General features: G+C 48.3%; 16 protein-coding genes. 3 read left to right on the top strand and 13 right to left on the bottom strand.

The window, feature by feature from the left end:
- Nucleotides 1-3 precede the first annotated feature (3 nt).
- The 3 genes from FXO21_RS02385 to FXO21_RS02395 all read right to left on the bottom strand — a co-directional run bounded on the left by FXO21_RS02385 (nt 4) and on the right by FXO21_RS02395 (nt 4,644).
- Complete coding sequence (locus FXO21_RS02385) at nt 4-672, bottom strand: LuxR C-terminal-related transcriptional regulator (protein WP_149638596.1); 669 nt, start codon at nt 670-672, stop codon at nt 4-6.
- 71 nt (nt 673-743) lie between these two features.
- Nucleotides 744-3,764 (bottom strand): T9SS type A sorting domain-containing protein, encoded by a 3,021-nt coding sequence (locus tag FXO21_RS02390; protein WP_192579148.1) that lies wholly within the window; start codon nt 3,762-3,764, stop codon nt 744-746.
- Between the two features lie 220 nt (nt 3,765-3,984).
- Complete coding sequence (locus tag FXO21_RS02395) at nt 3,985-4,644, bottom strand: response regulator transcription factor (protein ID WP_149638598.1); 660 nt, start codon at nt 4,642-4,644, stop codon at nt 3,985-3,987.
- A 173-nt stretch (nt 4,645-4,817) separates the two neighbouring features.
- On the opposite strand from FXO21_RS02395, the gene FXO21_RS02400 reads away from it, so the two are divergent.
- The gene (locus FXO21_RS02400; RefSeq protein WP_149638599.1) at nt 4,818-5,420 is read left to right on the top strand and encodes a Crp/Fnr family transcriptional regulator; all 603 of its coding nucleotides are present in this window, start codon (nt 4,818-4,820) and stop codon (nt 5,418-5,420) included.
- A gap of 25 nt (nt 5,421-5,445) precedes the next feature.
- Here the strand turns inward: FXO21_RS02400 and FXO21_RS02405 are convergent, their stop codons facing one another.
- From FXO21_RS02405 to FXO21_RS02425, 5 genes are all read right to left on the bottom strand, one after another.
- Nucleotides 5,446-8,553: a ligand-binding sensor domain-containing protein gene (locus FXO21_RS02405; RefSeq protein ID WP_149638600.1), complete on the bottom strand. Its 3,108-nt coding sequence runs from the start codon at nt 8,551-8,553 to the stop codon at nt 5,446-5,448.
- A 579-nt stretch (nt 8,554-9,132) separates the two neighbouring features.
- A complete protein-coding gene (locus FXO21_RS02410) occupies nt 9,133-9,918 on the bottom strand; it encodes an NIPSNAP family protein (RefSeq protein ID WP_149638601.1) in 786 nt (261 codons plus the stop codon).
- A gap of 513 nt (nt 9,919-10,431) precedes the next feature.
- Nucleotides 10,432-11,679, bottom strand: coding sequence for an RNA polymerase sigma factor (locus FXO21_RS02415; RefSeq protein ID WP_149638602.1), 1,248 nt, complete (start codon nt 11,677-11,679; stop codon nt 10,432-10,434).
- Between the two features lie 170 nt (nt 11,680-11,849).
- Nucleotides 11,850-12,191: a YciI family protein gene (locus FXO21_RS02420; protein ID WP_149638603.1), complete on the bottom strand. Its 342-nt coding sequence runs from the start codon at nt 12,189-12,191 to the stop codon at nt 11,850-11,852.
- 63 nt (nt 12,192-12,254) lie between these two features.
- Complete coding sequence (locus FXO21_RS02425) at nt 12,255-12,707, bottom strand: carboxymuconolactone decarboxylase family protein (RefSeq protein ID WP_149638604.1); 453 nt, start codon at nt 12,705-12,707, stop codon at nt 12,255-12,257.
- Nucleotides 12,708-12,857: 150 nt separating this feature from the next.
- On the opposite strand from FXO21_RS02425, the gene FXO21_RS02430 reads away from it, so the two are divergent.
- The gene (locus tag FXO21_RS02430) at nt 12,858-13,166 is read left to right on the top strand and encodes a type II toxin-antitoxin system HigB family toxin (protein WP_225865536.1); all 309 of its coding nucleotides are present in this window, start codon (nt 12,858-12,860) and stop codon (nt 13,164-13,166) included.
- A gap of 37 nt (nt 13,167-13,203) precedes the next feature.
- A complete protein-coding gene (locus FXO21_RS02435) occupies nt 13,204-13,605 on the top strand; it encodes a helix-turn-helix domain-containing protein (RefSeq protein WP_149638606.1) in 402 nt (133 codons plus the stop codon).
- 46 nt (nt 13,606-13,651) lie between these two features.
- Here FXO21_RS02435 and FXO21_RS02440 read toward each other — a convergent pair whose 3' ends face one another.
- The 5 genes from FXO21_RS02440 to FXO21_RS02460 form a co-directional block, all read right to left on the bottom strand.
- Nucleotides 13,652-15,145, bottom strand: a complete 1,494-nt coding sequence (locus FXO21_RS02440) for a RagB/SusD family nutrient uptake outer membrane protein (RefSeq protein WP_149638607.1) — start codon at nt 15,143-15,145, stop codon at nt 13,652-13,654.
- A gap of 14 nt (nt 15,146-15,159) precedes the next feature.
- On the bottom strand, nt 15,160-18,165 hold the full coding sequence (locus tag FXO21_RS02445) for a SusC/RagA family TonB-linked outer membrane protein (protein WP_192579149.1): 3,006 nt from the start codon (nt 18,163-18,165) through the stop codon (nt 15,160-15,162).
- 326 nt (nt 18,166-18,491) lie between these two features.
- Nucleotides 18,492-20,969, bottom strand: coding sequence for a hypothetical protein (locus FXO21_RS02450; RefSeq protein WP_149638609.1), 2,478 nt, complete (start codon nt 20,967-20,969; stop codon nt 18,492-18,494).
- A 57-nt stretch (nt 20,970-21,026) separates the two neighbouring features.
- Nucleotides 21,027-22,700, bottom strand: coding sequence for a RagB/SusD family nutrient uptake outer membrane protein (locus FXO21_RS02455; RefSeq protein WP_149638610.1), 1,674 nt, complete (start codon nt 22,698-22,700; stop codon nt 21,027-21,029).
- A gap of 21 nt (nt 22,701-22,721) precedes the next feature.
- Nucleotides 22,722-25,784 (bottom strand): SusC/RagA family TonB-linked outer membrane protein, encoded by a 3,063-nt coding sequence (locus FXO21_RS02460; protein ID WP_149638611.1) that lies wholly within the window; start codon nt 25,782-25,784, stop codon nt 22,722-22,724.
- Between the last annotated feature and the right edge of the window lies 1 nt (nt 25,785).

Here is a 25,785-nt window from a genome sequence, read left to right on the forward strand (position 1 = left end):
TCGTCAGTCGTTTTTCAGAGTGGCAGAAAGTTCAAAAAGCCGCGAGGAAAGCTCGTGATGGTCTTTAATGCCCAATTTTTTGTAAATAGTAGTTTTACAAATACTCACACGGCCGGGCGTAATGCGCAGGCGCCGGGCGATCTCCGTCACGCGCAGGCCTCTTGAAATCTCCCTGGCAATTTCCAGCTCTCTGCTGGTCAGCGGGAAGCCCTCTGCCCCGGGATTGATCATGATTTTTGAATCCGGCATAAAGTGGGCGATGATCTTTTGTACTGCTTTCTGACAAACATAAGGCTGCCCGGCTGCCGTACATTCAATGCAGCGGACCAGCTGGTCCGGCGCCGATTCCTTCAGTACGAAACCACCTACACCTTTGTACAGAAAATCGAGGCCTGCCCGAAATTCGCTTTTGTCGCAATACACGATGATCTTTTTAGGATCCCAGGCATTGGCCTTCCTGAGTTTGTCAAATATCAGGGGATATATGGATCTGGGATTGATACAGATTACAACGATATCAGCCGTGAAGCCTGCCAGATTTGCCTTTTCCGCCGGGTTAACGGTTTCTATTTGTGCAGCAACCTTCCCCGACAGCAATGCGGTCAAAAACTCCTTTATACCCCTCGCGGTTACCGGGTGGTCTTCCAAAATAAGAATGTTCACTGAATCCATATTAATTGCAGCCGGTTCTATTAAAAAATTGCGCGGCCACCTGGTTACCCCTGCGGCCACGCGTTCATTTATCACGGCTTGACTATTTTTAAGTTACTTTGTTGCATTTGCTTCCCTGATACCCGAAGCAGATAGGTACCGCTGGCAAATGACTGAATGTCAATTTGTTCATCTCCAACCTCTGTGATCACAGTCTTCACAAGCCTCCCTGACACGTCAAATATTTCAACCCTTGATCCGGCCGGAAGCGCCTTTATTTTCACAAAATCAATGGCTGGGTTCGGCAGGGCTACAAAAGGCATTTTCGGAACGCTTACGTAAACGATCGAGGAGTAAGCAAAGGTCCCATCCCGGTCAATCTGCCGGAGCCGGTAATATTGCTTTGCACTTTCGGGTTCAAGGTCTGTAAACTGATATTCTCTGGTACCATTACCAGGTTTGGCTGCGACGAAACCGATCCGAAAGAACCGCTTGCCGTCAGAGCTTCTTTCAAGTTCGAAACCGAGGTTATTAACTTCTGAGGCCGTCGTCCAGGAGAGCAGGACAGTGCCATTTTCTTCTTTTGCATCAAAGTCGGTCAATACTACCGGTAAGTTGTTGCAGCTACCTGCGTCGAGCACCTGGTTATCAGTATAGCCTCCGCAGCCGGGTACATTCACAGTTGCCTTGTAATCACCGTAGTCGGCCGCTGAAAAGGAAGGAAAGTCGAGTATGCTTGTCGTATTTTCCAGCACGACGCCATTTTTCTCCCATACATAACTTGCACCGTCTACCTTATTGACATACAGCTGGAACTTTTCACCGTCACACGCATTGCCGATGTGCCTCACATGAGCGGGCGCAATGGTGGAGAAGCTTTTACTGGCCGAAATACCAGAGCCGCACTGATCTGTCGCCAGGATCGCGTAGCTCTGATCCGGGTTGAGTCCGGAAAACAATGGGTCTGTCTGTGTGGCCAGCGGGGTGCCTTCCGCCGTAGAACCCGCATAGAGTTTGTAGTTAAACGGTGCAACACCGCCCAGCACAATCACAGAAATAGCGCCGTTTCCATCCCCGCAATCCCTGAAAAGCGAGGGGGTGATATCCATTGTGATTTTAGGAACGACAACGCTTCTGGTAACCGGGCAGCTTGCCGGTATTTTGTGGAGGTTTCTATAAAAATTGTGGGAAAACCGAAGCGTGTACTCCCCTTCCTGCACGCCTGCAAACTTCACAGCGCCTTCCACCCGGCCGCCATTGTCGCTATAAGGCAAAGGCGAGTTGGTATTGCCAAGGGTTACCTGGGTGGTTTGCACTACCCTCCCCGCGCTGTTCACAAGCTCAACTTTAAAAATGTTCCTTTCCTGATAGGCTGTACTCGTCGATGTGGCCGACATAAACGGTGCGTTGGACAGCGAAACCGTCAGGTCTGCATTGTTGCAGGATGCTTCGGTCGTCACATTTTCAATCGCAAACTGGTGTGGGCGGCTCAGGGTGATGGTATTGGTATATTCCTGGCCACAGGCATTGGTTACTTTATATGAATATGTACCGGGGAGGAGATCGCTGATCTGTGAAACATACTGGTTTCCATTATCCTTTCCCAGGTCGGTGGTATAGCTCGTTGTCGTAACAGGAATGGCAGGCTGGCCCTCGGGCACGGAGGTAAATTCGAGCGTAACGGTTTCACCTATTACAGGCGCATTTTTCCATTTGATATACATTCCTGTATTGCCATTGCAGGCAAAATTGTTCATTTCAGTCGCAGGAAAGCTATTATCGCAGGCTGGTACAAATGTCGCCTGGCAGGTATTCTGCGTGTCGGTGTTGCCGCAGTACTGAAACCTGGGCGTGTACCTGGCTACCGCCGTACTGCACGGAACTGTCAATACCTCACTCTGATTGTGCCATGTTGCTCCGTTATCGAGGCTGTAATTAAAGTCATCTGTGTAGTAGGTGATCAGCGGCTCCATTGTAAACGCCCCTCCTGCTTCCACCGGCGCAACCGGGCATTCGGTGTGGCAAGTCTGGTTGCTGAAAAAGCGATTGGCGAGTGTCTGATTGTACCCGATCGTGGGGCCGGCACAGGACTGTCCTACACTTGCGTTGATATGCAATTGTTCGTTTTCAGGCGCTTTGTAAGCTGCTTTCAGGGAAGTAAATACTGTCCCGCAGTTGTCGATGAATTCGAGATAATAACTACCCAGCTGTCCTGCATTGATCATGCTGGTAATATCCTTGTCCGGGACAAATGCCGGCGAGCCAAACTGGGTAGTTGAAGTGATATTAATAACGTCCGAAGTACCATCGGGATAATGTGTAATGAGCTGCCCGGGCAAACTCATATTAGTAGCTGCCGGAGAACTGATAAACGAGCGTCGCTTCAGGGTATATCTGGTCACAGAGCCACAAAGCGAATCTATTTTCCCAAATGCGCTGCCACTCGCCGAGCATTGAAAAGTTGTTCTGAAAGGGCCGGAAGCAGTAGCAGAAGGGATATCGACCTGCCTCGTAATGAAATTTCCACAGGCATCCATAATGCGGACGTAATAGCGGCCGGGGGCAAGATTGTCGAACACATTGGCTGACTGCGCAGCAGCCGGAGCGGAGGGATCAGGCTGATCGGCGTTGAGGGATGAAACGAGCTGGTAAGACCTGGCACCAAATCCGCCGGTGGCTGTGACCGTAAATCCCCCGTTGTTGCAGTATGCTGTCCGGATATTGCTGATACTGGCCTGAAGTTGTACATAATTTCCACCGATCGTCACTGATTTCGTGAGTGGCGAAGTGACGGTTCCCCCGCAATTATACCGGATACCAACCGTGTACGTGCCCGGGTAAATGTTATTAAAAATGTTGCTGTTCTGATATTTAACAAGTGGCTGGCTTGGGTTGCTGCTGGCGGTGATCGCATATTCAATAGTTGCTTCGGCAGACCCTCCTCCTGTTACATTGCTGACGGTAATGCTTCCGTTATTGATACAGGTTGAATTGGCGGATGAAACCGTTGCCGAAACGGGCGGATCACATTGGGCGAGGACCGGAATACTGTTTGTAAGAAGCGTAAGTACTGCGATGAACAGTACAGACTGGCGTAGTAAAGTTTTTTGCATTGTGAAGCGGTTTGGATGAACGGAGAGAATGAATGAACAAATGTAGTCCGCTACCATGCGCCCTGTCATTGATGTTAATCAAGGATTTCGGATGCATTTAAAATTTCCATTTCCCGCTCAGAATCGCTTTTTTATTGATAAAAATCAATGTTCACAATACCGACGCCCCCTACCTTTGCCCCTGTCCTGTTTCACACTGCACATCAACGACGCTTAAAAGTTAATCCTGCAAAAACCGCATATACTCTTTCAACTCCAGCACATTGGTAACACCCAGCTTCTGGAAAATTTTCAGCTTATACATCGCGACAGCCGAAGCCGAGAGCGCCAGCTGATTACCGATTTCCCTTGCGTTCAGCCCTTTTACCAGCAACTGCGAAATGTCCAGCTCCCGGGGAGAGAGATCCTGTAATTGCTTCCGCTGACTCTTGTCAGGATCCAGCACGTAGTCCATAGTTGCCTGCCGAACTTCCGCGCTGAGATACTTTTTACCACTTAAAACTGTCTGGATTCCCTCGATCAGTGATTTATGCGGAGCGGTTTTGGACACGTAACCGTCGGCGCCTGCCCGCAGGTAGGGCAACGCATACACCTGTTCATTGTAGGAAGAAAACATCAGGATACGCACTTCGGGCCGCTTGATCCGGATCGTTTCGATCATGGTCAAACGGTCGCCGCCGGGAATATTAATATCGAGAATAATCAGATTGACCACCTCTTTCGAAACAATCGTCAGCACCTGATCGAAATGGCTGGCTTCCAGCATCCTTGCTCCCGGAAAGTGAATGGAGAGCAGCTGTTTTGTTCCAAACCTTACAATGTCGTGATCATCTGCAATGAGCATGCAAATTGCGTCGAATGTACGTTTCTGGTCCATCATAATCTTGCTAAAGGGTAAAGCATCAGGTTGAGCTATAACGTTTGATTGTGTGCGTGTTGTAGAATAAATTCGCGCGAAAAACTGTAAGATTTACAGGTAAATGCTCCGATTTTTCCAAGGGCGGTTGCCAGGATGGTAAATAGCTTTACCAGACCAACACAACTGCTTTGCGAATGGATCAGAATATGTACGATTATGGAATTTCCCCCGAAGAAATCGGGGATTTTATTAACAGCGGCAAAGTCAATAAAGTAAGGGCACATAAAATACTTTTTCACCAGGATATGGTTTGTAATTCCTGGGTTTACATCAAAAGTGGTATCGCCCGCCAGTTCATTATCACCCCGGAAGGCCGGAGCATTACCAAATCTTTTGCGACCTCGGGTCAGTTCATGCTGTATTCGGCGACCAGCTTTATCCTGCAAAAACAAACTGAAACCTGCTTTGAAACGCTGACCGATTGCGAGATCATTGAATTTCATGTAAGCGAGCTTGAATATTATCTGGGCCGTCATAGATATAAAGAATACCTGAACAACATTTTGATGGAGCTCGTTTTGCAGAAGGACGACCGCGAAAGTCTGTTCCAGAAAGATGCCGCTGCCACAAGGGTTCAGCAATTTACCGAATCGCACGGCGATTTTTTTAACCGTATCCCTCATTACTACATCGCATCCTATCTCGGCATTACGCCCGAAACCTTGTCCCGGATCCGCTCGATGACGAATTATGGAAAACAAAAATTGTTGCATCGTATAATACCCGTGGGTATTTAATAGAATTTACATTACGAAAGACAGATCAGCGTGCCATGCTGCGTTTAATTTTCACCATCGCTTCGGCGGGGAATATCAGCCGGACAATGGTTCCCTGACCTTCGTTACTTTCAATATAGAGCCCGATGTTGAGCATGGCGCAAAGGTCTTTGACGATCACAAGACCGATCCCGATTCCATCGGGTGTGTCCGGCTCTTCGAAATAGTCCGATGCTCCGGCGCTTGAGTTGAGCCAGTCGATCGTCTCTTTGTTGATTCCGGATCCGTTGTCTGCAATTTTAATCACCACTGCATCGTCGAATCGGGAGGATGAGATTACTACTTCTCCCGAATGTGTGTTTTTGAGGGCATTGTCGATCAGATTATGCAGGATTACCGAGATCAGGTTCTTATTGCTATGAACAGTCAGCCCGGGCAGCGCCTCAACCCGCACAGCCAGTTCCTTGGATTGAATAATCGCACTGAAAAATTCCAAGGTGCCTTCCAGTAGTTCCTGGACCCGCAAATTTTCGCTGATAATATTACCCGACGGCCCGTTAATCTGGGTTTTGATAAAAATGAGCAGGTTACTCGTGAATTTTTTAATCTGTCTGGCTGAAAGATATGCGACGCGACTTGTCTCCCGGATCACCGGGTCAGTCGCCGGCTGCGCCAGGTAGCTGTTGACTTGCTCCAGCGAGTTGACCAGATAGCGCAGGGGAGTCTGAATATCATGGTTGATTACCGCCAGCATTTGTCCCTGCAGATAAGCCTGCCTGTATAATTTCGACTCCTCGTCTTTTCTAAGCAGATAGCTGATGCGCAGCCTGATCACTAAGATCACGAGCGACACCAGTGCAGCGAAGAAGAGGATCTTGAACCAGAACGTCTCATACCAGGCAGGCAATACCTCTATTTCAAGGTCTTTGTAAACGTAATTATCCTGACCAAATCCGTTCTTCTTCCGGATTTTGACGGTATAGTGACCGTATGGAAGCTGGGAGAGGCTAATGCTGTTTTCTACCGTCAGCGGCAGCCAGGTGAGTCCGGCATCGGACCTTACAATCGCGTATTCAAGCACCAAATTTTTTCTGTTTCCGTAATATGGACAGGATACGTCCACCCGAAATTCGTCAAAACGGTTGGGCAGCGCAATCTTATTTTCACGTTGAATCGGCTTGCCGTCCAGAAATAACGCACTGATAAACAAACCATTTCTGGGAACATCGACCTCAATTTCCAGCGGATTGAACCATTGCAGTCCATTGATCGAAGGCAGCGAAAAATAGCCGTTTTTCATTTTGGCCGCACAAGGCTGGCAGCCTCCGTTGAATTCGTTGGTATACAGGCCCTGGTTTTTGTCATAAAAAAAATAAAAGGGGCGTTTGCGGTTGCCAGCCGCATAAGCCAGCAAGTCGTCCATTTTGATTTGAAAAAGGCCTTTGTTGGTCGTCATCCATAAAAATCCCTTCTGATCTTCCAGAATACAATGTGTGAGCGACAGGTAATTGTCGTGATCCGCGGGCAGCCGCACGAGTGGTTTGCCTTTTGGTAACAACATTATACCGCTATGGTAGGTTGACATCCAGATCCCGTGCCGGTTGAAATGCATGCTTCTTATATACACGCCTTCTGTGCCTTCTATCACTGCCAAATGACCTGAGTTTGTATTTAGCCGGAAAAGGCCCGATGGCGTCCCTAGCCACAATGTCCCGTCGGCAGTCTCTTTCATACAAACTATTTCCTTCCACGGGCCTTGTTTGAACCGGCGAATACGCGCATTGCCACTTTCAGTATCGAGCCAGAACAAACCGCCAAAAACATCTCCTATCCATAGCCTGCCTTTTCCGTTGGAATAAAGGGCCTTCACTCCGGGAACATCCGGCCAGCTTTGTACCAGTTGTCCGGCCTTATCATATTTCACAAGCAATTTATCCCTCAGCGCATAAAAGTTACCCGCACTGTCCCTGGTGATAAAATATTTGTCGGCGGTACGGAGTGAAACAGGTTTCAGGAACGGTTGGGAGGTGAATGTTTTTTGCCTCGTATCAAAACGGATTTGAAACCCTTCCGGGGTTACCAGCGACTCATAACCCGCGGGTACCTGACCGTAAAATACATTACCAACTTTGCCTGACAGGTAAATATGAAACGGGTTCGGCTGCAAGATGAACAGCCCATCGGTGGACGAACCAAGGTAAAGTGTCCCCGATCGTTCGTCCAGCATAATGGATTCGATGATCAGGTCCTTGATGTCGAAATCGTTGAGCAGGCAGCGCGTGGCCAGTGTCCCCGACGATTCCGTAACGTAATAGAGTTTTTTGTCGAGGTACAGGAATGCCTGGTTCGATATATTGTTCCAGAAAAGCGTGTACAGCTCACGCTCTTTTCCGTTGTATTCCATGAACCGCATGGCAAAGTTACGGCGGGGAAACGACGGATGTTCGAGGATATCACCGCTAAGCCTAACCGGCATCAGCCCCCTGTTTGTAAGCTTCTGAAACGATTCCCCGGTTTTATTCAGTGTGTAGGGTTGCTTGCCGATCATAAAGAGATATTTTACTTCCGGCGCACTAACCTCATATTCTATACGGTCGCCTGCGAAGGCCGAAATCCTGCCCGGCGTCCACAGGTAAGCACGGTCGTGGCTGGTGGGCATTACAGAAACCTGGCTGCTGGACGGGGACTGGTCGAAGTAAGGCAGACTGCGCACCGTATAAAGGAGCCGCTTGTCGTTTTTGCCTAAATGAACCCTTCTTTTAAGCTCCTGATTATCATCATCAGTCACTTCTGCGCGACTATCTCTCGTAACCCTGAGTACCCTGTCTCCCACGCACCTGGCGAAAAAATCCGCATATCGTTGCGTGTTTTTAACAGAGGGCATTAGCGATACGACCCGGTTATTATCACCGCCAAAGTCGGGGCCCGAGAAATTGACAAACCTTCTGCCGTCGTACCTGGAAATACCTTCCTCTGTCGCCACCCAGATAAAGCCATTGCGGTCCGACGATATTCCTTTGATGCTATTTTGGGGTAGACCGTCCTCATCTGTGTACTGTTTTACAACAAAACGAGGATCTGTTATCCGGGATTCCTGTGCAAAAAGCACATCTGAACTCAATAGAGTGAGTATAAAAAAACGCGCAAATTTCATGTTTCAACTAATCTTGATAGAGGGAATATTAGAATTACGCTTCCGTTTTCGTGGGTCGCTGTAAGTAACTAAGAAAAAAATATGCCCGGCCACGCAAAGCAGGCCCCAAACCCTCTGAAAGTAAAATAGCCGATCGATATTGATCGGCTATTTTGATTAGTCACCCTATTTATACAAAATTAAGTCAGTTTAGAAATACGATCATGATTGATAAAAACGAAAATAGCTAACCTGAAAACCGGTCAGCTATTTTATTCTAGCATTATGAGAACCATTAAGCTCTATAGTCAAAATAAAAGTACGTGTAACATTTTTACAAAACATTGATATAAATCAATAATTTCGGTGTCTCTCAATATTATTACTGAGATAAAAAAGATAATGGTTAACCTCAAATCAGGTTAACCATTATTATTTTACGACACTCCATCAACCAAAAGGTTTTTGGTACTGGAAGCAAAACTAAGTGCATTTTATTACTTTACCATTGACATAAATCAATACAATCTATATTAACAGACCCATTGTACTGAAACCAGTGAATTGTTTACATTGTTTTAACCCCACAACCCGTGTCCATCATATCTGGGAATAGGGTGCGGGAACCAAGAAGGTTTTAATAATAGTGGAAATTGTATTCGCATATTGAGGGTCTGCCACTAACTTTTTCCATTCGGGATCTGCAAGAAATGCATCCCATCCTTTATCCCGTTCCTCCATGTTATCGACCACGAGCATATAAGTGAGGCGCGGCAATTTATCACCGGCTATTACTTCGCCAAAGAACACCGGTTCCAGTTTTGCCCTTTTAAAAATCGGGAACTCCCCATCGTTAAACATTTTGATTTTTCGTCTTACAGCATCTTCGCTGTACCCTTCGTATGTCCTTAATTCGAATATACGGGGGGCACCCGCCGGAGCTACCAACTGAGGAAATCCGTCGAATGCAAGCATCAAAGAGGACGTGAAGCGACTGTAAAGGGCTTTGTCCACAGGTACATGATGGTAGGCCGTGCTGTTTTTTACATAATCGGCATCCGCTTTCAGTTTTGCATGGACAGAGAGATATGTGTCGAAAGAAGCATATGGCACCAGCAAATAGATTTTAGCCGGATCCGATTTGCCCCATTCTCTGAACACGCCCACCGTTTTTACACCATATTTGTTCAGGGCAGGGATCAGCGCGTTTTTAAAATAATCCTCCAATATCGATTGGTTTGAACCGAACCGCATTTCATATTCCCGCAATTCATATAGTTGTTTTTGTGCTTCATATTTGCCTCCTGCCATTGCAGGACCGATTCCCATTGCCGCCATGCCTGCGGCTGCCGCGATTGAAGATTGAAGTAGCTTTCTACGTTGCATATTTTGTATGATTTAAGTGATTTGATAAGTCAATAACGTTAAACGATCAGAACCAAATGCCCATCAGACACTGTTCCGCTGTTGCATATCGCAAAACGAACTTAAAAACCCATCAACTTACTGATTTTCAAACAAATGAACAACCATTTCATTTACTATTTTCAATCGAAGAGCTGGCTGCTATTATTTTTCAATGGAACTGATTAATACAAAAAATATAGCCGCTCCAAGCAGAACGGCTATATTGCTTACTTAACTAAATCAAAATTTACAACGTCAATGTCCACATTCAAAGAAAAGTAAACCGGCTTCCAATTCCATTGACATATGTCAATAGATTTCTAATATTGTTAGTAATAAGTTGAAATATAAAGAATAAAAAAGAGCTGATCATCAACTGATCAGCTCTTTACGGATTACTGCAATATAACCTAAACAGCAAAATTTAAAGCTATTTAAAGTATTAACCTTTTCAAAGATAAATAATAAGCAAATTGCTGTCATTGATTTAAATCAATCAACATTTTTCAGTCTCAAAATATTGGTACGGATCATTGATTTTTCTGATTCAGAAGCGGCCATTCCGAGCGCGGTTTCAAAATGCAGTAGTGCTTTTTCATTGTCAAAATCAGAATACAAATGGCCTAGCAGTGAAAAATAGAAATGATTTTCTGTGAGCTGCAATTTCTCAGCTTCCGCAATCGCCTGCTTTTTTCCCCGCGATTTGGCAATTGCAAAAGTCCGGTTCAAAGCAGCGATCGGTGAATATTCCAGAATAAGCAGGTTGTTATACAGTTGCAGGATATTCTCCCATTTCTGACCTGTATCCTCTTTTTGCGTATGCCAAAATGCGATCCCCGCTTCCAGGTGATATTTTGAAACTTCATTACCTGTGGAAGCCTTGATCAGAAAGTCCTTCCCCAGACTGATCAACTCCCAGTTCCAGAGTGCTTCGTCCTGGTCTTCATACAATATCATATCACCATTTTCATTCAGCCTCGCGTCAAACCGGGAAGAATGAAAACACATGAGCGACAGCAATGCATTCACGGCCGGCTTGTTGGTAGCTGTATTGTCGAGCAGCAGCGAGCCGAGCCGCATTGCCTCGGCACAAAGGTCTTTCCGAAGCGTCGTGTTCTGGCTTTGAGAGTAATATCCTTCTGAAAACAGCAGGTACAAGGTAGTCAGCACATTATCCAGCCGGCTGCTTATTTCCGGCAAGCCAGGCTGCTCGATCCGGATATTGGCCTCTTTCAGTTTCTCTTTGGCACGGGTAAGCCGTTTGTATACGACCGTTTTATTGGTCAGGAATGCGTCGGCAATTTCCTGCACGCCAAACCCGCAAAGGAGGTTCAATGCCAGTGAAATCTGCGATTCCGTCGAAATAACAGGGTTACAAACTGCAAATATCATCGCCAGCTGACTATCCGAAATATTTTTTTCGGACAGGTCGATTTCAATTTCCTCGGTGGTTTCGGCGGTATACCGGATCTCGGCGGCCAGTTTGTTCTCAAAAAGGGCGTGGCGTTTGAGGTAATTTTTGGTCTTGTTCTTAGCCACTGTATATAACCAGCCCGTCGGATTTTCAGGCACGCCGTTCATGCTCCAATGCTCGGTAGCCGACAAAAAAGTATCGCTCACGATATCCTCCGCGATCTCAACATGCCTGATCCCGAAAGAATAACAGAGTACCCCAACAATGTTGCGGTACTCCGTTCGAAATAAGTTGGGAAGGAGGTGTGGTGGTTTCGCTTTGGTCATTGGGTGGTCATTAATTGTCATTGGATAGTCATTAATTGTCATTGGATTGTCATTAATTGTCATTGGTCGTTATCTATTAATAATAAATTCAAATCCTCGAATTTCCTGACACCCCTACCAATAAATGACAACCCAATGACCACCCAATGACTTCACTTCCCAACCTCTCTCTACCCCACCACCATCCTAACCTCCACCGAAGCGCCCCATTGTAAAACCGGGCAGCCTTTGGCGATTTCTACGGCTTCGTCATAATCATTGGCGCGGATGAAGAACAGGCCGCCGATGGATTCTTTGATCTCGGCATAAGGTCCGTTCAGGACGGTATTGTCTTTGGTTACTACCCGGCCGTCGAGGTCCCAGCGTTTTGGGGGAGCTACCAGTTTGTTCTGGGCAGCTATACCTCCGATCCAGTCCTGAAAAGGCTTAATGGCAGCCTGCATTTGTTCGGGCGACGGGCTTGCGTCTTTGCTTTTGAGGTCCCGGTGGATTGCTATGAGGAATTCGTTCATTTTGTTTTAGTTTAAATTTTTTGGATTGATTTTAACTTCTTACCATTTCCGACAAGTTATTCCTCACCCGAACTGTCCAACGCGGTAGCTGCCTACTTCGCCCGGAAACGAAATATTCAAACGGTTCCAGGTATTGATATTAGTCACAACCATCGTCAGGTCGATCAGTTCCTCGTCGGAAAATTGCTGCTTTGCCTCGGCATAAACTGCGTCGGGGACTTCACATTTGGTCACCGCTTCCGCCCAGGCAAATGCCGCCCTTTCGCGGTCGGTGTAATAGGGAGCCTCGCGCCAGGCACTCAGGCCGTACAGCCGCTGTTCGGTTTCTCCTTTCGCACGGGCATCTTTGTAATGCATATCCAGACAGTAAGCACATTGGTTGATCTGCGACACCCGGAAAACCACAAGCTCCCGCAAAGGCAACTCGATGGTCGATTTATGAAGGTACCCGCCCATACCGAAAAGCACTTTCAATGCATTTTTTCCTTTCTCCTGAAGATTCAATCTTGATTCCATTTGATTATAAATTTTAACGTTTAAAAACCAATGACAACCGAAAATCCGGTATTGGACAAAACCTGTGAAAAATTTTTAATTTTTAGAAAAATATTGTTACACAATATGTAACAAACCGTTGCAAATCTAGTTACCAATTATGTAACTTTAATGAAAATTAGCTTCATGAGGATTATTACGACCACCCGGCTGCGAGATTTCTATCACACACATGCAGATTCGAAGACCGCATTAGAGGTATGGATTGCGAAAATCAAGGACTTAGAAATTCAAAGTCTGAATGATCTTAGAAAAGTAGCTAACTCCGTAGATACGATTGGAAATAACAGGGTGATATTTGATATTAAAGGAAATAAATACCGGATTGTTACAGTCGCCCTGGTATACCGGCAAACGATTTACGTCAGGTGGATTGGTACACATGCAGAATACGATAAGATTGATGCCCATACCGTGTAATCATACCATTGTTCCGAAAACAAAAATCTAAGCAACCATGAGTACCGTAACAGTTACCCCTATAAAAACAGAAGCAGATTATCAAAATGCGCTTCGTCGCATTGATGAACTGCTTACTTTGGCCCCTGCCCCCTATTCTGAACTGGATGATGAGCTGGACGTCATCAGCACGTTGGTGCATGCGTATGAACAAACACACCATGCGATACCTTACCCGGATCCGATTAACGCTATTAAATATTTAATGGAAGAAAACGGCTGGAAAAGCAAAGATCTGGAGCAATTCATAGGACCCAAGTCCCGGGTATCTGAAATACTTAACCGGAAGCGGTATTTTACCTTGCAGCAAATCCTTAATCTTCACAAACATTTAGGACTACCCCTGGAAGTATTCATAAATGAAAAAATGCCGCAGGCGATTCAACAAAACAGCAGATAGGGAAATCCTATCTGCTGTATGCATTACCTTAAACAGAATATAATACTTATGGATTTTGTACCAGGTTCTTATTCTGGTCCACTTCATTTTGCGGGATAAAGAACACTACCCGCGGATCGGTAGGCAGTACTGTCTGGTTTACATTCGTAGTCGGCGTATTGTTCTGCGAATGCGTGCCGGGGTAATTGCGCACCATCGGGCGGTTGTTGCGGAACAGGTCATAAATCCGGTGGCCTTCAAATGCGAGTTCCAGAAAACGCTCCTCCAGAACCACATCCAATACCGTTTTCCCAGCCAGGTTTCCGGCGGTATACAAAGCAGCTCCGGTTAATCCCGCGCGGGTACGGATCAGATTTACATCTGCCAGCGCTGCGGCGGTATTATTTAGCTTGGCATTTGCTTCGGCGCGCACCAGGTACATATCGGCCAGGCGCAGGTACACCGGCGACGATGCATTGATCACATTATCCTGCAATGTGTATTTGTTGATGTAATACATCGGGGTAGCAGGCGTAAGCTTCCTATTTGTCTGCAACTCTCCGTTGAGCACATAGGGTGTTACAAAAGATTTCCGCAGATCTTCCGGATGCTTACCCAGGAAGTCGATATACTTTTGCGACGCGTACAATTCCGCCCAGCCACTCACACCCTGCGCCAGGGGCGCGCCGGAGCGGTCGGAGCTAATGTACATACTGCTGATCTCCGCGATCTGCACGCTCGTGTGGCGCACTGCGAAGATCGTCTCCGTGTTGTTTTCAGGTACCAGCTTGAAATAGTTGGGGTAGTTGGAAGACGACAGCAAAGTATATCTGCCGCTATCAATCACCAGGTTCGCATATTTCAATGCATTCTGATTATCGCCTTTAAACAAATACACCTTGGCCAGCAGCGCATAAGCTACTTCTTTGGAAGCGTAAATATTCGTTTTCTTCACCGTCATCAGGTCGGCCGCGGCCAGCAGGTCTGCGATTACGAAATCATAAACCTCTTTCACCGTCGACCTCGCCAATGTGGTAGCCTCGCTGTCACTCAGCCCGTCGCGAAGGATCGGTACGCCCGGGTTGTTCCCTTCATTCTGCGGATAAGGTCTGCCAAACATGCGGACCATATTGAAATGCGCCATCGCACGCAGGAAAAGGTTTTCACCTTTCAGCTGTTTCAGCTCCGCGGAGGCGTCGTTCGGAACAAAACCGATCACCTTGTTCGCCGCCGCGATGATCTTGTAGCACTGCCCCCAGTAGTTGGTTGCGTGCGTGGAGGTATTGATATGCGTATACCGGTAAATGCGCGTAAAGTCATTTCCGGAAATCTGCCCCTGGGCGATTTCATCACTTGGGTATTCCATCATGATGTGACCGCTGTACACGAAGTTGGATTTGTTCAGAAACGCATAAGTCCCGATCGTCACCGTTTGCACGTCCGATTCGTTGGTCAGCGCAGTGGTTTCGTCGATATTCGTGGTCGGATCGAAATATTGTTCGCAGGATAGCATCGACACCAGTCCTAGTGCGAATACCAGTTTTGATTTTATAAATTTCATAGTGGCCTGAGAAATTACAATGTGAAATTGACACCGAAAAGCAGCTTGCGGCTGATCGGATATTTGATACTGGAAAGACCTGGCGTATCCTCAAATGACATAGAAGATTCAGGGTCCGGGCCTGTGAACTTCGTGCCGGTCCAGAGGTTATCCGCGCTCACGAAGATATTGGCACGAGCAAATCCAATGCGTTTGAGCGCGTCCGCAGGAATATTGTAGCCCAGGCGCACATTCCGCAAACGGATATAACTTCCGTCTTCCAGATATCTTGAAGAAGACTGGTTGGAATCCTTGTTACCACCCACGATCGGTTTGGGGTGTGTAGCAATATCACCCGGCTTTTCCCACCGCGACCAGCCCTTGGCCAGTATCATCTGGTTGTAGCTTTCATACAAACCATCGTTGTCAAAATACGCGCGGCTTTCGTTGAATACCCAGTTTCCATACACAAAATTCAGGAATGCCGATAACGTGAAAGCTTTGTAAGTCAATGTGTTGGTGATACCACCTGTGAATTTAGGATTGGTGGATTTCCCTGTAAATTGTCTTGACTGAGCAGTTTGTACCGTACTGTAAGCATTGGTAAGTTCCTTGGTCACATTACCATTCGCGTCGGTCACCAGCTTTTCCCACTGCGGATCGCCGTTTTCAGGATTGACGCCCGCCCAGATCGGCAGGTTAAATTCTCCCATATCGTGTCCAGCGGCCAGCGGCAGGCGGTTACCCGGCCGGAAAGTAGCTGCACCGCCGCTCAATGAAAGGATTTTGTTGCGGTTGAAAGCCATATTGAAATCAGTTTCCCAGGTCAGCTCCTTGCCAGTCAGGTTCCGCGAAGTCAAACTGAACTCGACTCCCCGGTTACGCACAGAACCCGCATTTACCCAAACATAACTGTAACCAGTCGTCGCTGTCAATGGCTTCTGGTAAAGCAGGTCTTCCGATTTTTTGTTGTAAATATCGACTGCCAGGTCAATGCGGTTCCACAGGCTGATATCAAACCCTAGATTGGAAGCGCGTATCTTTTCCCACGTCAGATCGGGGTTACCCTTTTGAAATGGCTGTGCGCCCGGCACACCTGCATAACTGGCCGACTGCGAGATTGTATATAGTCCCAGTGACGCGAAGTTTGGAATAGCTGCATTCCCAACAGTTCCGTGGCTCAAACGCAGCTTGGCGAATGTAAGTACCTTGTTATTTTTAAGGAAATTTTCATTGCTCAAAACCCACGAAGCACCCAGCTGAAAGAAGTTGGCAGAAGAGTTATTTTTTCCAAACAAAGAAGAAAACTCATTAACCACCGAACCAACCAGGAAGTAGCGGTTGTCATAATTGTAATCTGCCTGTCCAAGAAATTTACGGAATGCGACTTGCTCACTATAACCTGTTGGCGAAACCAGGATATCGGTCGCAACCGACAATACATCCTGCCCTGCCGGAAGTCCTTTACCAGAAGTAGTATTGAGCTCACTGAACGAAGTTTCGGCTTCCGCCACACCCAGCAAAGTCAGGTTATGTTTCCCGAACTCCTCAGAGTAACGTACCCTATTAGATGTCAGCAGGCGGTAGTTATTGTTGTTGTTATTGTAAAGTTCGCCGCCGTTTGCGCCGCCTTGCTTCGTGCGGCGGTCGGAGTAAGTAACGCCTGATCCACTTCCAAAATTAGCACGGTTATAGCTCGAAAGTGTGATCTTGTCCGTGAGGTCGTAATCCAGGTTCACGTCCAGGGTAGTTCTCAGGCTTTTTGCATTCGCGTAATTGTATTGAATTGAATGCAGGAAGTTCTCACGATCGCGGCCCAGCCAGTTCGGATATGAACGGCCGTCTGTTGGTGCTCCGTTTTCATAAGCCGGGTCAAAAGGAAGGTTGGTGTAGGCATCATACAATGTGTTGCTGTTCTGATAGTTATCCTTTGTATACTGTCCGTTGAAGAGTACAGCGGCGGTCAGCTTTTTGGTCAGCTGCGATTTCAGGTTCGTGCGGAAGTTGAAGCCGGTTTTGTCGTTTTCAATTACGGTTCCCTGCTCCTTGTAATAGTTACCGGAAACGTAGAAAGTGGTTTTATCAGAACCTCCGGAAACAGAAACATTATGGTTGTTGACGAATGCCGTGCGGAAAGCCTCATTCCACCAGTTGGTATTACGTTGCAGTACGGATTCGTTTCTGGGATTAAAGGTGCTCTGAAAATCAAATAGTTCCTGAGAATCCATGAGACGGAAATTACCTGTTGTCGCCTCTGCCCAGCCGAATGTGTTATTGAAATTAATCTCAGTCTTACCTGCCTTACCCATTTTGGTATTGACAATGATAACCCCGTTTGCAGCGCGTGAACCGTATAAACCTGTGGCAGCAACATCTTTCAAAACTGTCACATTTTCCACATCTACCGGATTATAGCTACCGTCGATATTACCATCCACTACATACAACGGCCTGCTATTTGCCGAGATCGTACCCGATCCGCGGATCACGATCCTGGCCGGACTGGTAGGGTCGCCGGAGTTGGTCGAAACCACCACGCCCGGCGCCTTGCCCTGCAACAGGTTAGGCAATTCGTTAGAGGTAACATCCCGCAGTTTCTGGCTGCTGATCGTGGATACCGAGCTGGAAAGATACCGAGCCTTTTTAGCAGAATAACCCACGATCACAACCTCGTCCAGTCCTTTCGCATCCGAATCCAGGGTAATATCCAGGTTCGTGGCTCCATCCACGACCACTTCCTTGCTGGCATATCCGATGAAACTGAAAATGAGCGTCGTGCCGGGGTTGGTCAGGTTAATGCTGAATGCACCGTCAATGTCAGTAGTCGTTCCTTTATTAGTGCCTTTTTCAACAATGCTAACACCCGGAAGCGCTTCGTTTTCGCTCGAAACAACTTTTCCGGTGACGGTGTAATCCGCCCGGCCCGGGTTCTTTTTCACGTTCTTTTCCGGCGTAAAAGCCACAGCGCTTTCCAATCCGCCTGCACACGAAAGCGCGGCAAAAATCGAAAGCCTGATTAAAAATTTGTATTGATTTCGCATAGTCAACATCGTTGGTCTGTTAGCTGAAAAATCTTGTAAGAGTCTAGAATGAGTAAATAATGCCTGTTGTTTTCCCGGACGACCAGGCACTCCCGCCCGCATGGTCCGACCCACTATTTCTGTTTTTACATCGGCAGCTAGTTTATTTTGAATTATCTATTGTGTAACCGCAAGTAATAGTAAGAAAATTTTTAAAAATTTAATTTTGGGAAAATAATATTTTAACATCAAGACAAAATGTTCCATTAATATTTACATACGAAATGCCTTAAATACAAAAAGTGTGCACGTGCACACTTTTTGTAAAAGCCAGAATGGAAGTCCTCCTACTTATAGTCGAGCCAGGTTGTTGCCTGGCAATTGGCATTGGTTTTGAAACGGACCCAGCGTGAGGCGAATTCCCTGGGAAAGTCGAAGTTCAGCGTCTCACCCGGCTTCACCGTAAAAGTTTTATAAACCATCCACGGGCCATTCCCGACCGGATCTGCCTCGAGGGTAAAAGTAACCGCCGCGGAAGCGTTATGCGAGATCGACAGCTTCTTCTTATCGTAAAAACCGATGAGGTAAGGGTCCGATGCTTTATTGGCGGTGACCTTCGTATTTTTCCACGGTCCGCCGCGCCCGGTTGGCTTGCCCATTTTCCAGAGATCATCGATCGCGCCCGCCCAGACAGCCGCTTTTTTATCATTTGAAACGATAATATGCTTGTTATCAGTCGCTTTTGCAACATCAAGCCCGGTCATCACGAGCAGGCCGCGGTAAGAAGCATAGTCATTGATCCGGAAATTGTGTGACGAAACGGGCCTGATCTTGGCGTACCCATCGGCGTTTTCAGCAGGTAATTCGTAAAAAGTACCGTGGCAGTTGAAAAGGTCGCGCTCGGTGGCTACTTCGCGGCAAACACGTAGCGCCCCCTGATCGGTTAGCCCGGTAAATGCCTCATTACCAAGCGGCAACCGCCAGCGGCGACCTTTATCATCGACAACGAGCACCGAAGAAGCATCGACAGTCACTACTTTTTGAGGAATGGCAAATTTCGTTTTTATAAAACCCAATGTCTTTTGATCATCCTTCCGAACCAGTTTCATATCCGCATCCAGCTCGTAATAGCCTACTTCTTTCGCTTTGCCGCCTTCGTAATCCATGGCGGCCAGAGCAAGCGCGCGGCGGTTATCACCCAGACCATAAATTAGTCCTGCGGTGGATTTGGCAGTAGTAGCCTGCGTTAATCCATTGAAGATCGCGTCGGGTGAAGTGCTGCGTTTATCGTCGGTTGAATAGTAAAAATGTGCCGAAACGTTTGTTGCTTTTCCGGATTTCAAGCGGATCCACTCCCCTGTTTCTGCATTGGTAAAATTAATGCGCTGCGCAGTTTTCGGCTTGACAGAAACCGATTTTAATGCAACCCAGCTTCCGTTCCCACTTTTGTCCACTTCCATGGCAAAACTCACTTCACTATCCCCGTTATTCTGGATCCAGACAGACCGGTACGGCCAGCCCGCAAATAGCATCGGCTCCGAAGTATCCCCTGCTTTCACCGATTCATTCAGCCAAACGGAACCTTCGGCAGTATTCGGGCCAAGCTGATCGGGCAGATCGAGCGAGGTAAACCACAGGTTCGAATTGGATTGTCCGGGACCTTCAATACCGCCTTTTGCTTTTCTTTTATTCAAAAATTCACGCTGCGCTGAATCATCGCAACCAAATACCAGCTGGTTGTTCCACCGCGTGTAATCGCCGATCACTTTCAGGTACGAGCTGCGCGGACGTATTCCTGCTGCGTTTTTGGAAGTAAAACCACCGGGAAACTGCCAGAACATCCCGTGCATCGTCATCAGATAATCGGGCTTCGCGGCGGTACCTACGTCGCGGATGCGCGGCCACTCGGTATTCCATCCGTGCGCGCCGTCGTAGGCGTGACTTGCTTTGGGTAACCGGTAAAAAGTCCATTTGTTGTGATCCCTCACGCCCAGCAATACCGACTTATGGTCCCAGCCCGTCGCCCAGATCGGGTCGGTTTCCGGTTTTTTGTTTCCGTAAATACCTCCCGGACCGGTTACCTCCACAAACTGGTTGCGGCGCACTACTTTCCAGTCTTTCCCGTCCCATTCCGCTAGCACACCCGATTCAATATCAAAATCAATTTCCGCCCGCTTGCCCGGCTCTCCGTTATTGGAATAAACCGCCACACCCTGGCCGGAGTAAAAGCCTTTTCCATGCGTTCCTGGCAATAATCCCTTGAACTGGTAAGTGGCTTTATCGGCCGCTTTCGCACGATCAACATTGCCGTCCTCATATAACATGGTCGGTTTTAGCGTAGCTACATCTACCTCATACACACCTTCTTCCATCGTTCCGTAGAGGATTTTGTTCTTCGGATCTTTCAAGTGCCGCGCGTTTCCGGTATGCCTTCCGGGCATTGCCTTGTAAGGGATCACACGCACATTTCCTTCTTCATTTACGGCATATGGTCCGATAAAAAGCTGCTTACTTTCGCTATGTATCATCCGATTGGCCGGTGTGCCGCCTATGCTACCCGGAAAGACAGTCTGCTTTAAATCAGCGCTGACCTCATACAACTTATCCGACGAGCCGAATGGTAAATGGGGTCCGTAAGTGATCACCCAAAGCTTTCCCGCCCAGGGCACCACAGCGCCCGTACCGCATTCGCCCTCGTTATTGTACATCGCCAGATGCGGGTAAATGCCGCTGAAGGAAGGTTTCCCTTTGACTTGCGCTTTTACAAAATGACCACACAGTACCAGCCACCCCAGCAGCAGGGTTTGAAGCGAATATCTTTTCATTAAAACAATCGTTAAGTCCCTTGTTTCAAGGGAATATTGGTAATAGGAAAATTAGAATTAGTAACCCGGATTTTGTGTAATGTTCGTGTTCACACGCCTTTCCACTGCGGGAATCGGCCAGAGGTATTGCCTGCTTTTATCAAAATTCCGCTGCGCGAGTACTTTTACGTCCGTCCCGAAACCTGAATAATCGGCGATACCATCGGCATCCAGCGGCGTAACGCCGGGGAAAGGCCACTTGGCCCGGTTCTGAGCAGCCGGGTCAGGAAGGCCGATAACCGGTTTTGTAAGCACCTTTTCAGCCAGCTTCCAGCGGATCAGATCCATGTAGCGCAAGCCCTCACGCGGAAATTCGACGCGCCTTTCCCGGCGTAAAAGCGGCCTGAGCGCATTTGCATTGGTACCCGTTAATGCCGGATAGGATTTTGTTTCGGAAACCTGCACACCATATGCCCGCGCCCGCACCTGGTTGATCGCGTCGAGAACGGTCGCGTCTGTTTCGCCCAGTTCAATCTTCGCTTCTGCATAAGTCAGCAGGATTTCTGCATAGCGTACAATGATCGCATCGTTGTCTTCCACTCTCCGGTCCGCCCAGGTCTGGTCGATGCCTTTTTTCCATAACAATCCTGTAAAACTCGCAAATGCGGCCACCGCGCGGGTATCCTTGTTCTGCACTTTCTTGTTTTCCTTGGAGCTGAATACCTGAACGGAATCGGGATGGGGCGTGTAATTGTAGCCCAGCCACTGCGTATTGAACTCAACGATACTGGCAGTCAGCCGGGGATCGCGGTTTTTGAAAGGCGCCAGCGGATTGTAAAGCGGCGATTCGTCGATAGGTTTGCCGTCAACGCATTCGTAAGCATCCATCAGGTCACGCGTGGGCAGCTGTGCCCCGAAGCCGCCTGCATTTCTTGAAATATTATCCTGCACAAATAAGGCCGCGCCGAACACCTGCTGACTCTCGTCCCTCGGAATGCTGATGATCAGCTCGCTGCTGGATTCCCCCGCCTTTGTGAAAAGCTGCGAATAGCCGGGATGCAGCTGATAAACGCCCAGGTCCATCACCGCTTTGGCCGCGTCACGGGCTACATCCCACTTACCCGAATATAATGCTGTACGTGCCTTAATCGCCAGTGCAGCTCCTTTTGTGAGCCTTTTCGTTTCTGCGGCGGCATAGGATACCGGCAAATTCGCTGCTGCGAAATCAAGTTCTGCCAATACGAATGTCAGCACTTCATCCCGGCCCGATCGCTGCACGGAATAGGATTCATCGAGTACCAAAGGCTCGGTGAGCAGCGGGACGTCGCCAAAATGGGTGATCAGCCTGGCATACTGGTAAGCCCGGATCAGCCGCATTTCAGCTTCCAGCCGTGTAATGGTGGCGGCGGAGGTGGTGGCCGCAGCACGGTCTTTGTTGGCGATAAATGAATTGGCGCGCGCTATCGCTTTGTAGGCATTGAGCCAGAAAGTCTGCACCGCAGCGTCGTCCGCATTCATCGTGCCGCCGATTACCGCATTGGTAAGCTGCCCGCGGTGCCATTCATTGTCGCTGAACAATTCGTTGTCGTTCGACCAGAATGCTGCCCGGTACAAGTCGTTGACCGCCAGTTCTAGTTCGGTCTGATTGGAGTAAAAAGTCGCCGTCGAGGCCTCCGACAGCGGGTTCAGGTCGAGCGTGTGACAGGCTGAAAGCCCCATCGCCACGAGAAAGGTCATTGCTATATTTTTCATCAAAAAAGTGCTTTCAGTGAATTAAAAACGAATGGTTGCGCCGGCCATCAGCGTGGTCACGATGGGATAGGCATAACTTGTCGACGATTCGGGATCGACGTATTTCGGGAATTTGCTGAACGACAGTACGTCATTTGCCGAAACATAAAATCTTAACCCCTGAACGCCTGCCTTTTTCATCAATGTCTGCGGCAGCGAATAGCCCAGTGTAATATTCTTTACCCGGAAATACCCGCCGTTGAGCAGCCAGTAATCCGAAAGCGCATAGTTCGCTGAATTGGAAGTTCGTGAAAGTCGCGGATAAGTGGCCCCCAGATTCTGTTCGGCGGTATTGTTCACACTCCAGAACTTCCCAACCATTTCCGCAGGCATATTACCGAATGCTTCCGCGAATGGCTGTACGATGTCCGTATTCAGGCGGGAAAGTTTTTTGGCAACACCCTGAAAAGAGATACCAAAATCAAAACCCTCATAATCCAGCCGCACATTGCCGCCATACAGATACCTCGGCAGCGCGCCGCCCAGCAGCACTTTGTCGTCGGTAGTGATCTTTCCGTCTTTGTTCACATCCACATAGCGCACGTCGCCTGGCTTCGTGGTGACATTCAGGACAGGTGCGCCGGTTATCTCATCCTGCGTCTGGAAAAGCCCGTTTGACAAATAACCGAACCATTCGTTGTACTCGCTGCCATTGCGAATGATCTGATCGCCGCGGAATTCAGTGCCTTTCAGGTCGCCTACCGTCGATTTCGCATCCGACAAATTGGCTGCGACGGAATAACCGAGCTTATTGATCCGGTCGCGCCAGGAAGCTTCCAGTTCCCATCCGCGCACATGCAATGTGCCTGCATTCTGATTGGGTTTGTCGTAACCGAGGTATAATGGAATATCGAGCGGCAGGAGAATATCGCGGGTCGTTTTCTTATAATAATCGGCTGCGATCGTCAGGCGGTCGTTCAGAAAAGCGGCGTCAAGGCCGAAATCGATGGTCCGGCTGGTTTCCCATGAAATATTTTCAACCGCATACACCTGCTGGCCTCCGCCGGTGAGTGGTACCACGCTTCCATTCTGGTAAAAAAGGGCAGTCGAGAAATCGATGGTCGCCAGGTAGGGATAGTAGGCCGGGTTATTGTCTTTATCCAGCAGCCGCTCATTCCCCGCCTCGCCCCACGATCCTCTTACTTTCAGAAAAGAAAGCCACGGGTTATTTTTCAAAAAGCTTTCTTCCGATATGGTCCAGCCTGCTGATACAGAGGGATATACTGCCCGGCGGTAAGCCGCTGCAAATCTGGATGAAAGGTCGGAGCGCAGGTTACCCTGGATGAAATACCTGCTTTTATAATTGTACTGCAATCTCCCGAAAAACGAATGCAGCCCCGATTCGTTCGCACCGCCGGAGTTGTCGCGCAGCTCGGTGGAACCTGAATTGAGGTAGGGGAAATCAGTCAGTGCAAAACCGCTTCTCGACGCGCTCAATGTTTCCAGCGAGCGGTAGTTTTCTTCAAAACCCGCCAGAATATCGATGGTGTGCCCGCCATTCAATTCTTTCACATAATTGGCCAGTAGCTGCCCGTTGATGCTCACCCCTTCCGTGCGGCCTTCCGTCAAAATCGTCCGGGCCTGGTTCACGACGGTACTCGGCGTGCCGTCGGGGTTGGTGTAGCGGATCTGTTTGGAGAAGTATTTATTTTTATCAAGATCAAAAACAGGCGCTACCAATGCGGTGACTGTCAGCCCGTTTACCGGTTTGTAGTTAAAAGAAATCCGGCCCCCGATCTGATTGGCGAGCGACCTGGTGAATCCGCCATCGCGCAGTTTTGCCAAAGGATTTCGCCCGTCTTTACCAAATGCCATTCGACCGTCTGAATACACATCGTCGTAGATCGGTGGCATCACCCGGCTTTCGTAGATTGGATTGAAGTCGTTGTTCGGCAGCTCGTTTGCATTGCCTTTGTTGGTCGTTCTTTTGTAAAAAACATCCAGGTTCACGCCGATCTTGTCATTAACCTGCAAATCATTGTTGACCCGGAATAAATAGCGGTTATAAGATCTGTTGTCATAAAAAGCACCTGAATTGGAATAACCCAGCGACGCTTTGGTCTTGATCTTGCCGGTACCCATCGTAAAAACCAGGTCGTGCCGCTGGCGGGGTGCATTCTTTTTTGTAATCAATGCCCGCTGCCAGTCGGTATTCGGAAATTCGTCGGGATTAGCGCGGTTGTTTTCGAGGTAAGAATCAACAAAAGCCTGCGCAAAAGGGCCGGTACTCGCTCCGTCGTTGGTAGTTTGCTCATTAAAATACCGCATATAATCCAGTACGCCCACATATTCGGGCGTAGCTGTCGCGCGCTGCACACCATATTCGTAGGTGTATTCCAGACTCCCCTGTCCGCTTTTCGCTCTTTTAGTCGTAACTAAAATTACCCCGGCGGCACCCCTTGAACCATAGATCGCAGCCGATGCCGCGTCTTTCAGAACCGTGATATTTTCTACGTCCCCGGGGTTAACATTATCGATACTGCTCACGGGCACGCCGTCGACGATCACCAGGGGATTGTTTGTCCCAATCGTGGTAATACCCCTGATCAGGATGTTGGAACCCGCTCCCGGCGCGCCGCTGCTGCGGGTTACCGAAACACCCGCGATGCTTCCCTGCAATGCTTCCGAAACCTGGATCGTTTGCCGGCCTGCCACATCTTTGGAGCCAATGGAAGAGATGGCCCCGGTCAGGTCTTTCTTTCTTTGCGTACCATAACCTACCACCACCACTTCCGACAATGCATTATCCTCCGGTTTCATGGTCACATCCAGGGTCGATTGCCCCACCGGGGAAACTTCCTGGCTCTGATACCCTACAAATGAGAAAGTGATCGTGACCGGGCCCTGGTCAGGAATAGCCAGCTTATATACACCGGTGGCGTCGGTGACGGTACCGCGTTGTGTACCTTTGATGACGATGCTTACTCCGGGAAGGTCCTTTGCAGCCTCGTCAGTAACTTTGCCGGTGATCTCCCTGGTTTGCGCCATCACAGGAGCAAGCCAGACGAGAGCCAGGACAAAACTCAGTAGAGCTTTTTGTCGCATA

It is taken from the genome of Dyadobacter sp. UC 10, from assembly GCF_008369915.1.
Lineage (GTDB): Bacteria > Bacteroidota > Bacteroidia > Cytophagales > Spirosomataceae > Dyadobacter.

What these genes read in the sequence shown, in the direction of transcription:
- FXO21_RS02385 (WP_149638596.1), bottom strand. Translation starts at nt 672, where the DNA reads ATGGATTCAGTGAACATTCTTATTTTGGAAGACCACCCGGTAACCGCG.
- FXO21_RS02390 (WP_192579148.1), bottom strand. Translation starts at nt 3,764, where the DNA reads ATGCAAAAAACTTTACTACGCCAGTCTGTACTGTTCATCGCAGTACTT.
- FXO21_RS02395 (WP_149638598.1), bottom strand. Translation starts at nt 4,644, where the DNA reads ATGATGGACCAGAAACGTACATTCGACGCAATTTGCATGCTCATTGCA.
- FXO21_RS02400 (WP_149638599.1), top strand. Translation starts at nt 4,818, where the DNA reads ATGGATCAGAATATGTACGATTATGGAATTTCCCCCGAAGAAATCGGG.
- FXO21_RS02405 (WP_149638600.1), bottom strand. Translation starts at nt 8,553, where the DNA reads ATGAAATTTGCGCGTTTTTTTATACTCACTCTATTGAGTTCAGATGTG.
- FXO21_RS02410 (WP_149638601.1), bottom strand. Translation starts at nt 9,918, where the DNA reads ATGCAACGTAGAAAGCTACTTCAATCTTCAATCGCGGCAGCCGCAGGC.
- FXO21_RS02415 (WP_149638602.1), bottom strand. Translation starts at nt 11,679, where the DNA reads ATGACCAAAGCGAAACCACCACACCTCCTTCCCAACTTATTTCGAACG.
- FXO21_RS02420 (WP_149638603.1), bottom strand. Translation starts at nt 12,191, where the DNA reads ATGAACGAATTCCTCATAGCAATCCACCGGGACCTCAAAAGCAAAGAC.
- FXO21_RS02425 (WP_149638604.1), bottom strand. Translation starts at nt 12,707, where the DNA reads ATGGAATCAAGATTGAATCTTCAGGAGAAAGGAAAAAATGCATTGAAA.
- FXO21_RS02430 (WP_225865536.1), top strand. Translation starts at nt 12,858, where the DNA reads ATGAAAATTAGCTTCATGAGGATTATTACGACCACCCGGCTGCGAGAT.
- FXO21_RS02435 (WP_149638606.1), top strand. Translation starts at nt 13,204, where the DNA reads ATGAGTACCGTAACAGTTACCCCTATAAAAACAGAAGCAGATTATCAA.
- FXO21_RS02440 (WP_149638607.1), bottom strand. Translation starts at nt 15,145, where the DNA reads ATGAAATTTATAAAATCAAAACTGGTATTCGCACTAGGACTGGTGTCG.
- FXO21_RS02445 (WP_192579149.1), bottom strand. Translation starts at nt 18,165, where the DNA reads ATGCGAAATCAATACAAATTTTTAATCAGGCTTTCGATTTTTGCCGCG.
- FXO21_RS02450 (WP_149638609.1), bottom strand. Translation starts at nt 20,969, where the DNA reads ATGAAAAGATATTCGCTTCAAACCCTGCTGCTGGGGTGGCTGGTACTG.
- FXO21_RS02455 (WP_149638610.1), bottom strand. Translation starts at nt 22,700, where the DNA reads ATGAAAAATATAGCAATGACCTTTCTCGTGGCGATGGGGCTTTCAGCC.
- FXO21_RS02460 (WP_149638611.1), bottom strand. Translation starts at nt 25,784, where the DNA reads ATGCGACAAAAAGCTCTACTGAGTTTTGTCCTGGCTCTCGTCTGGCTT.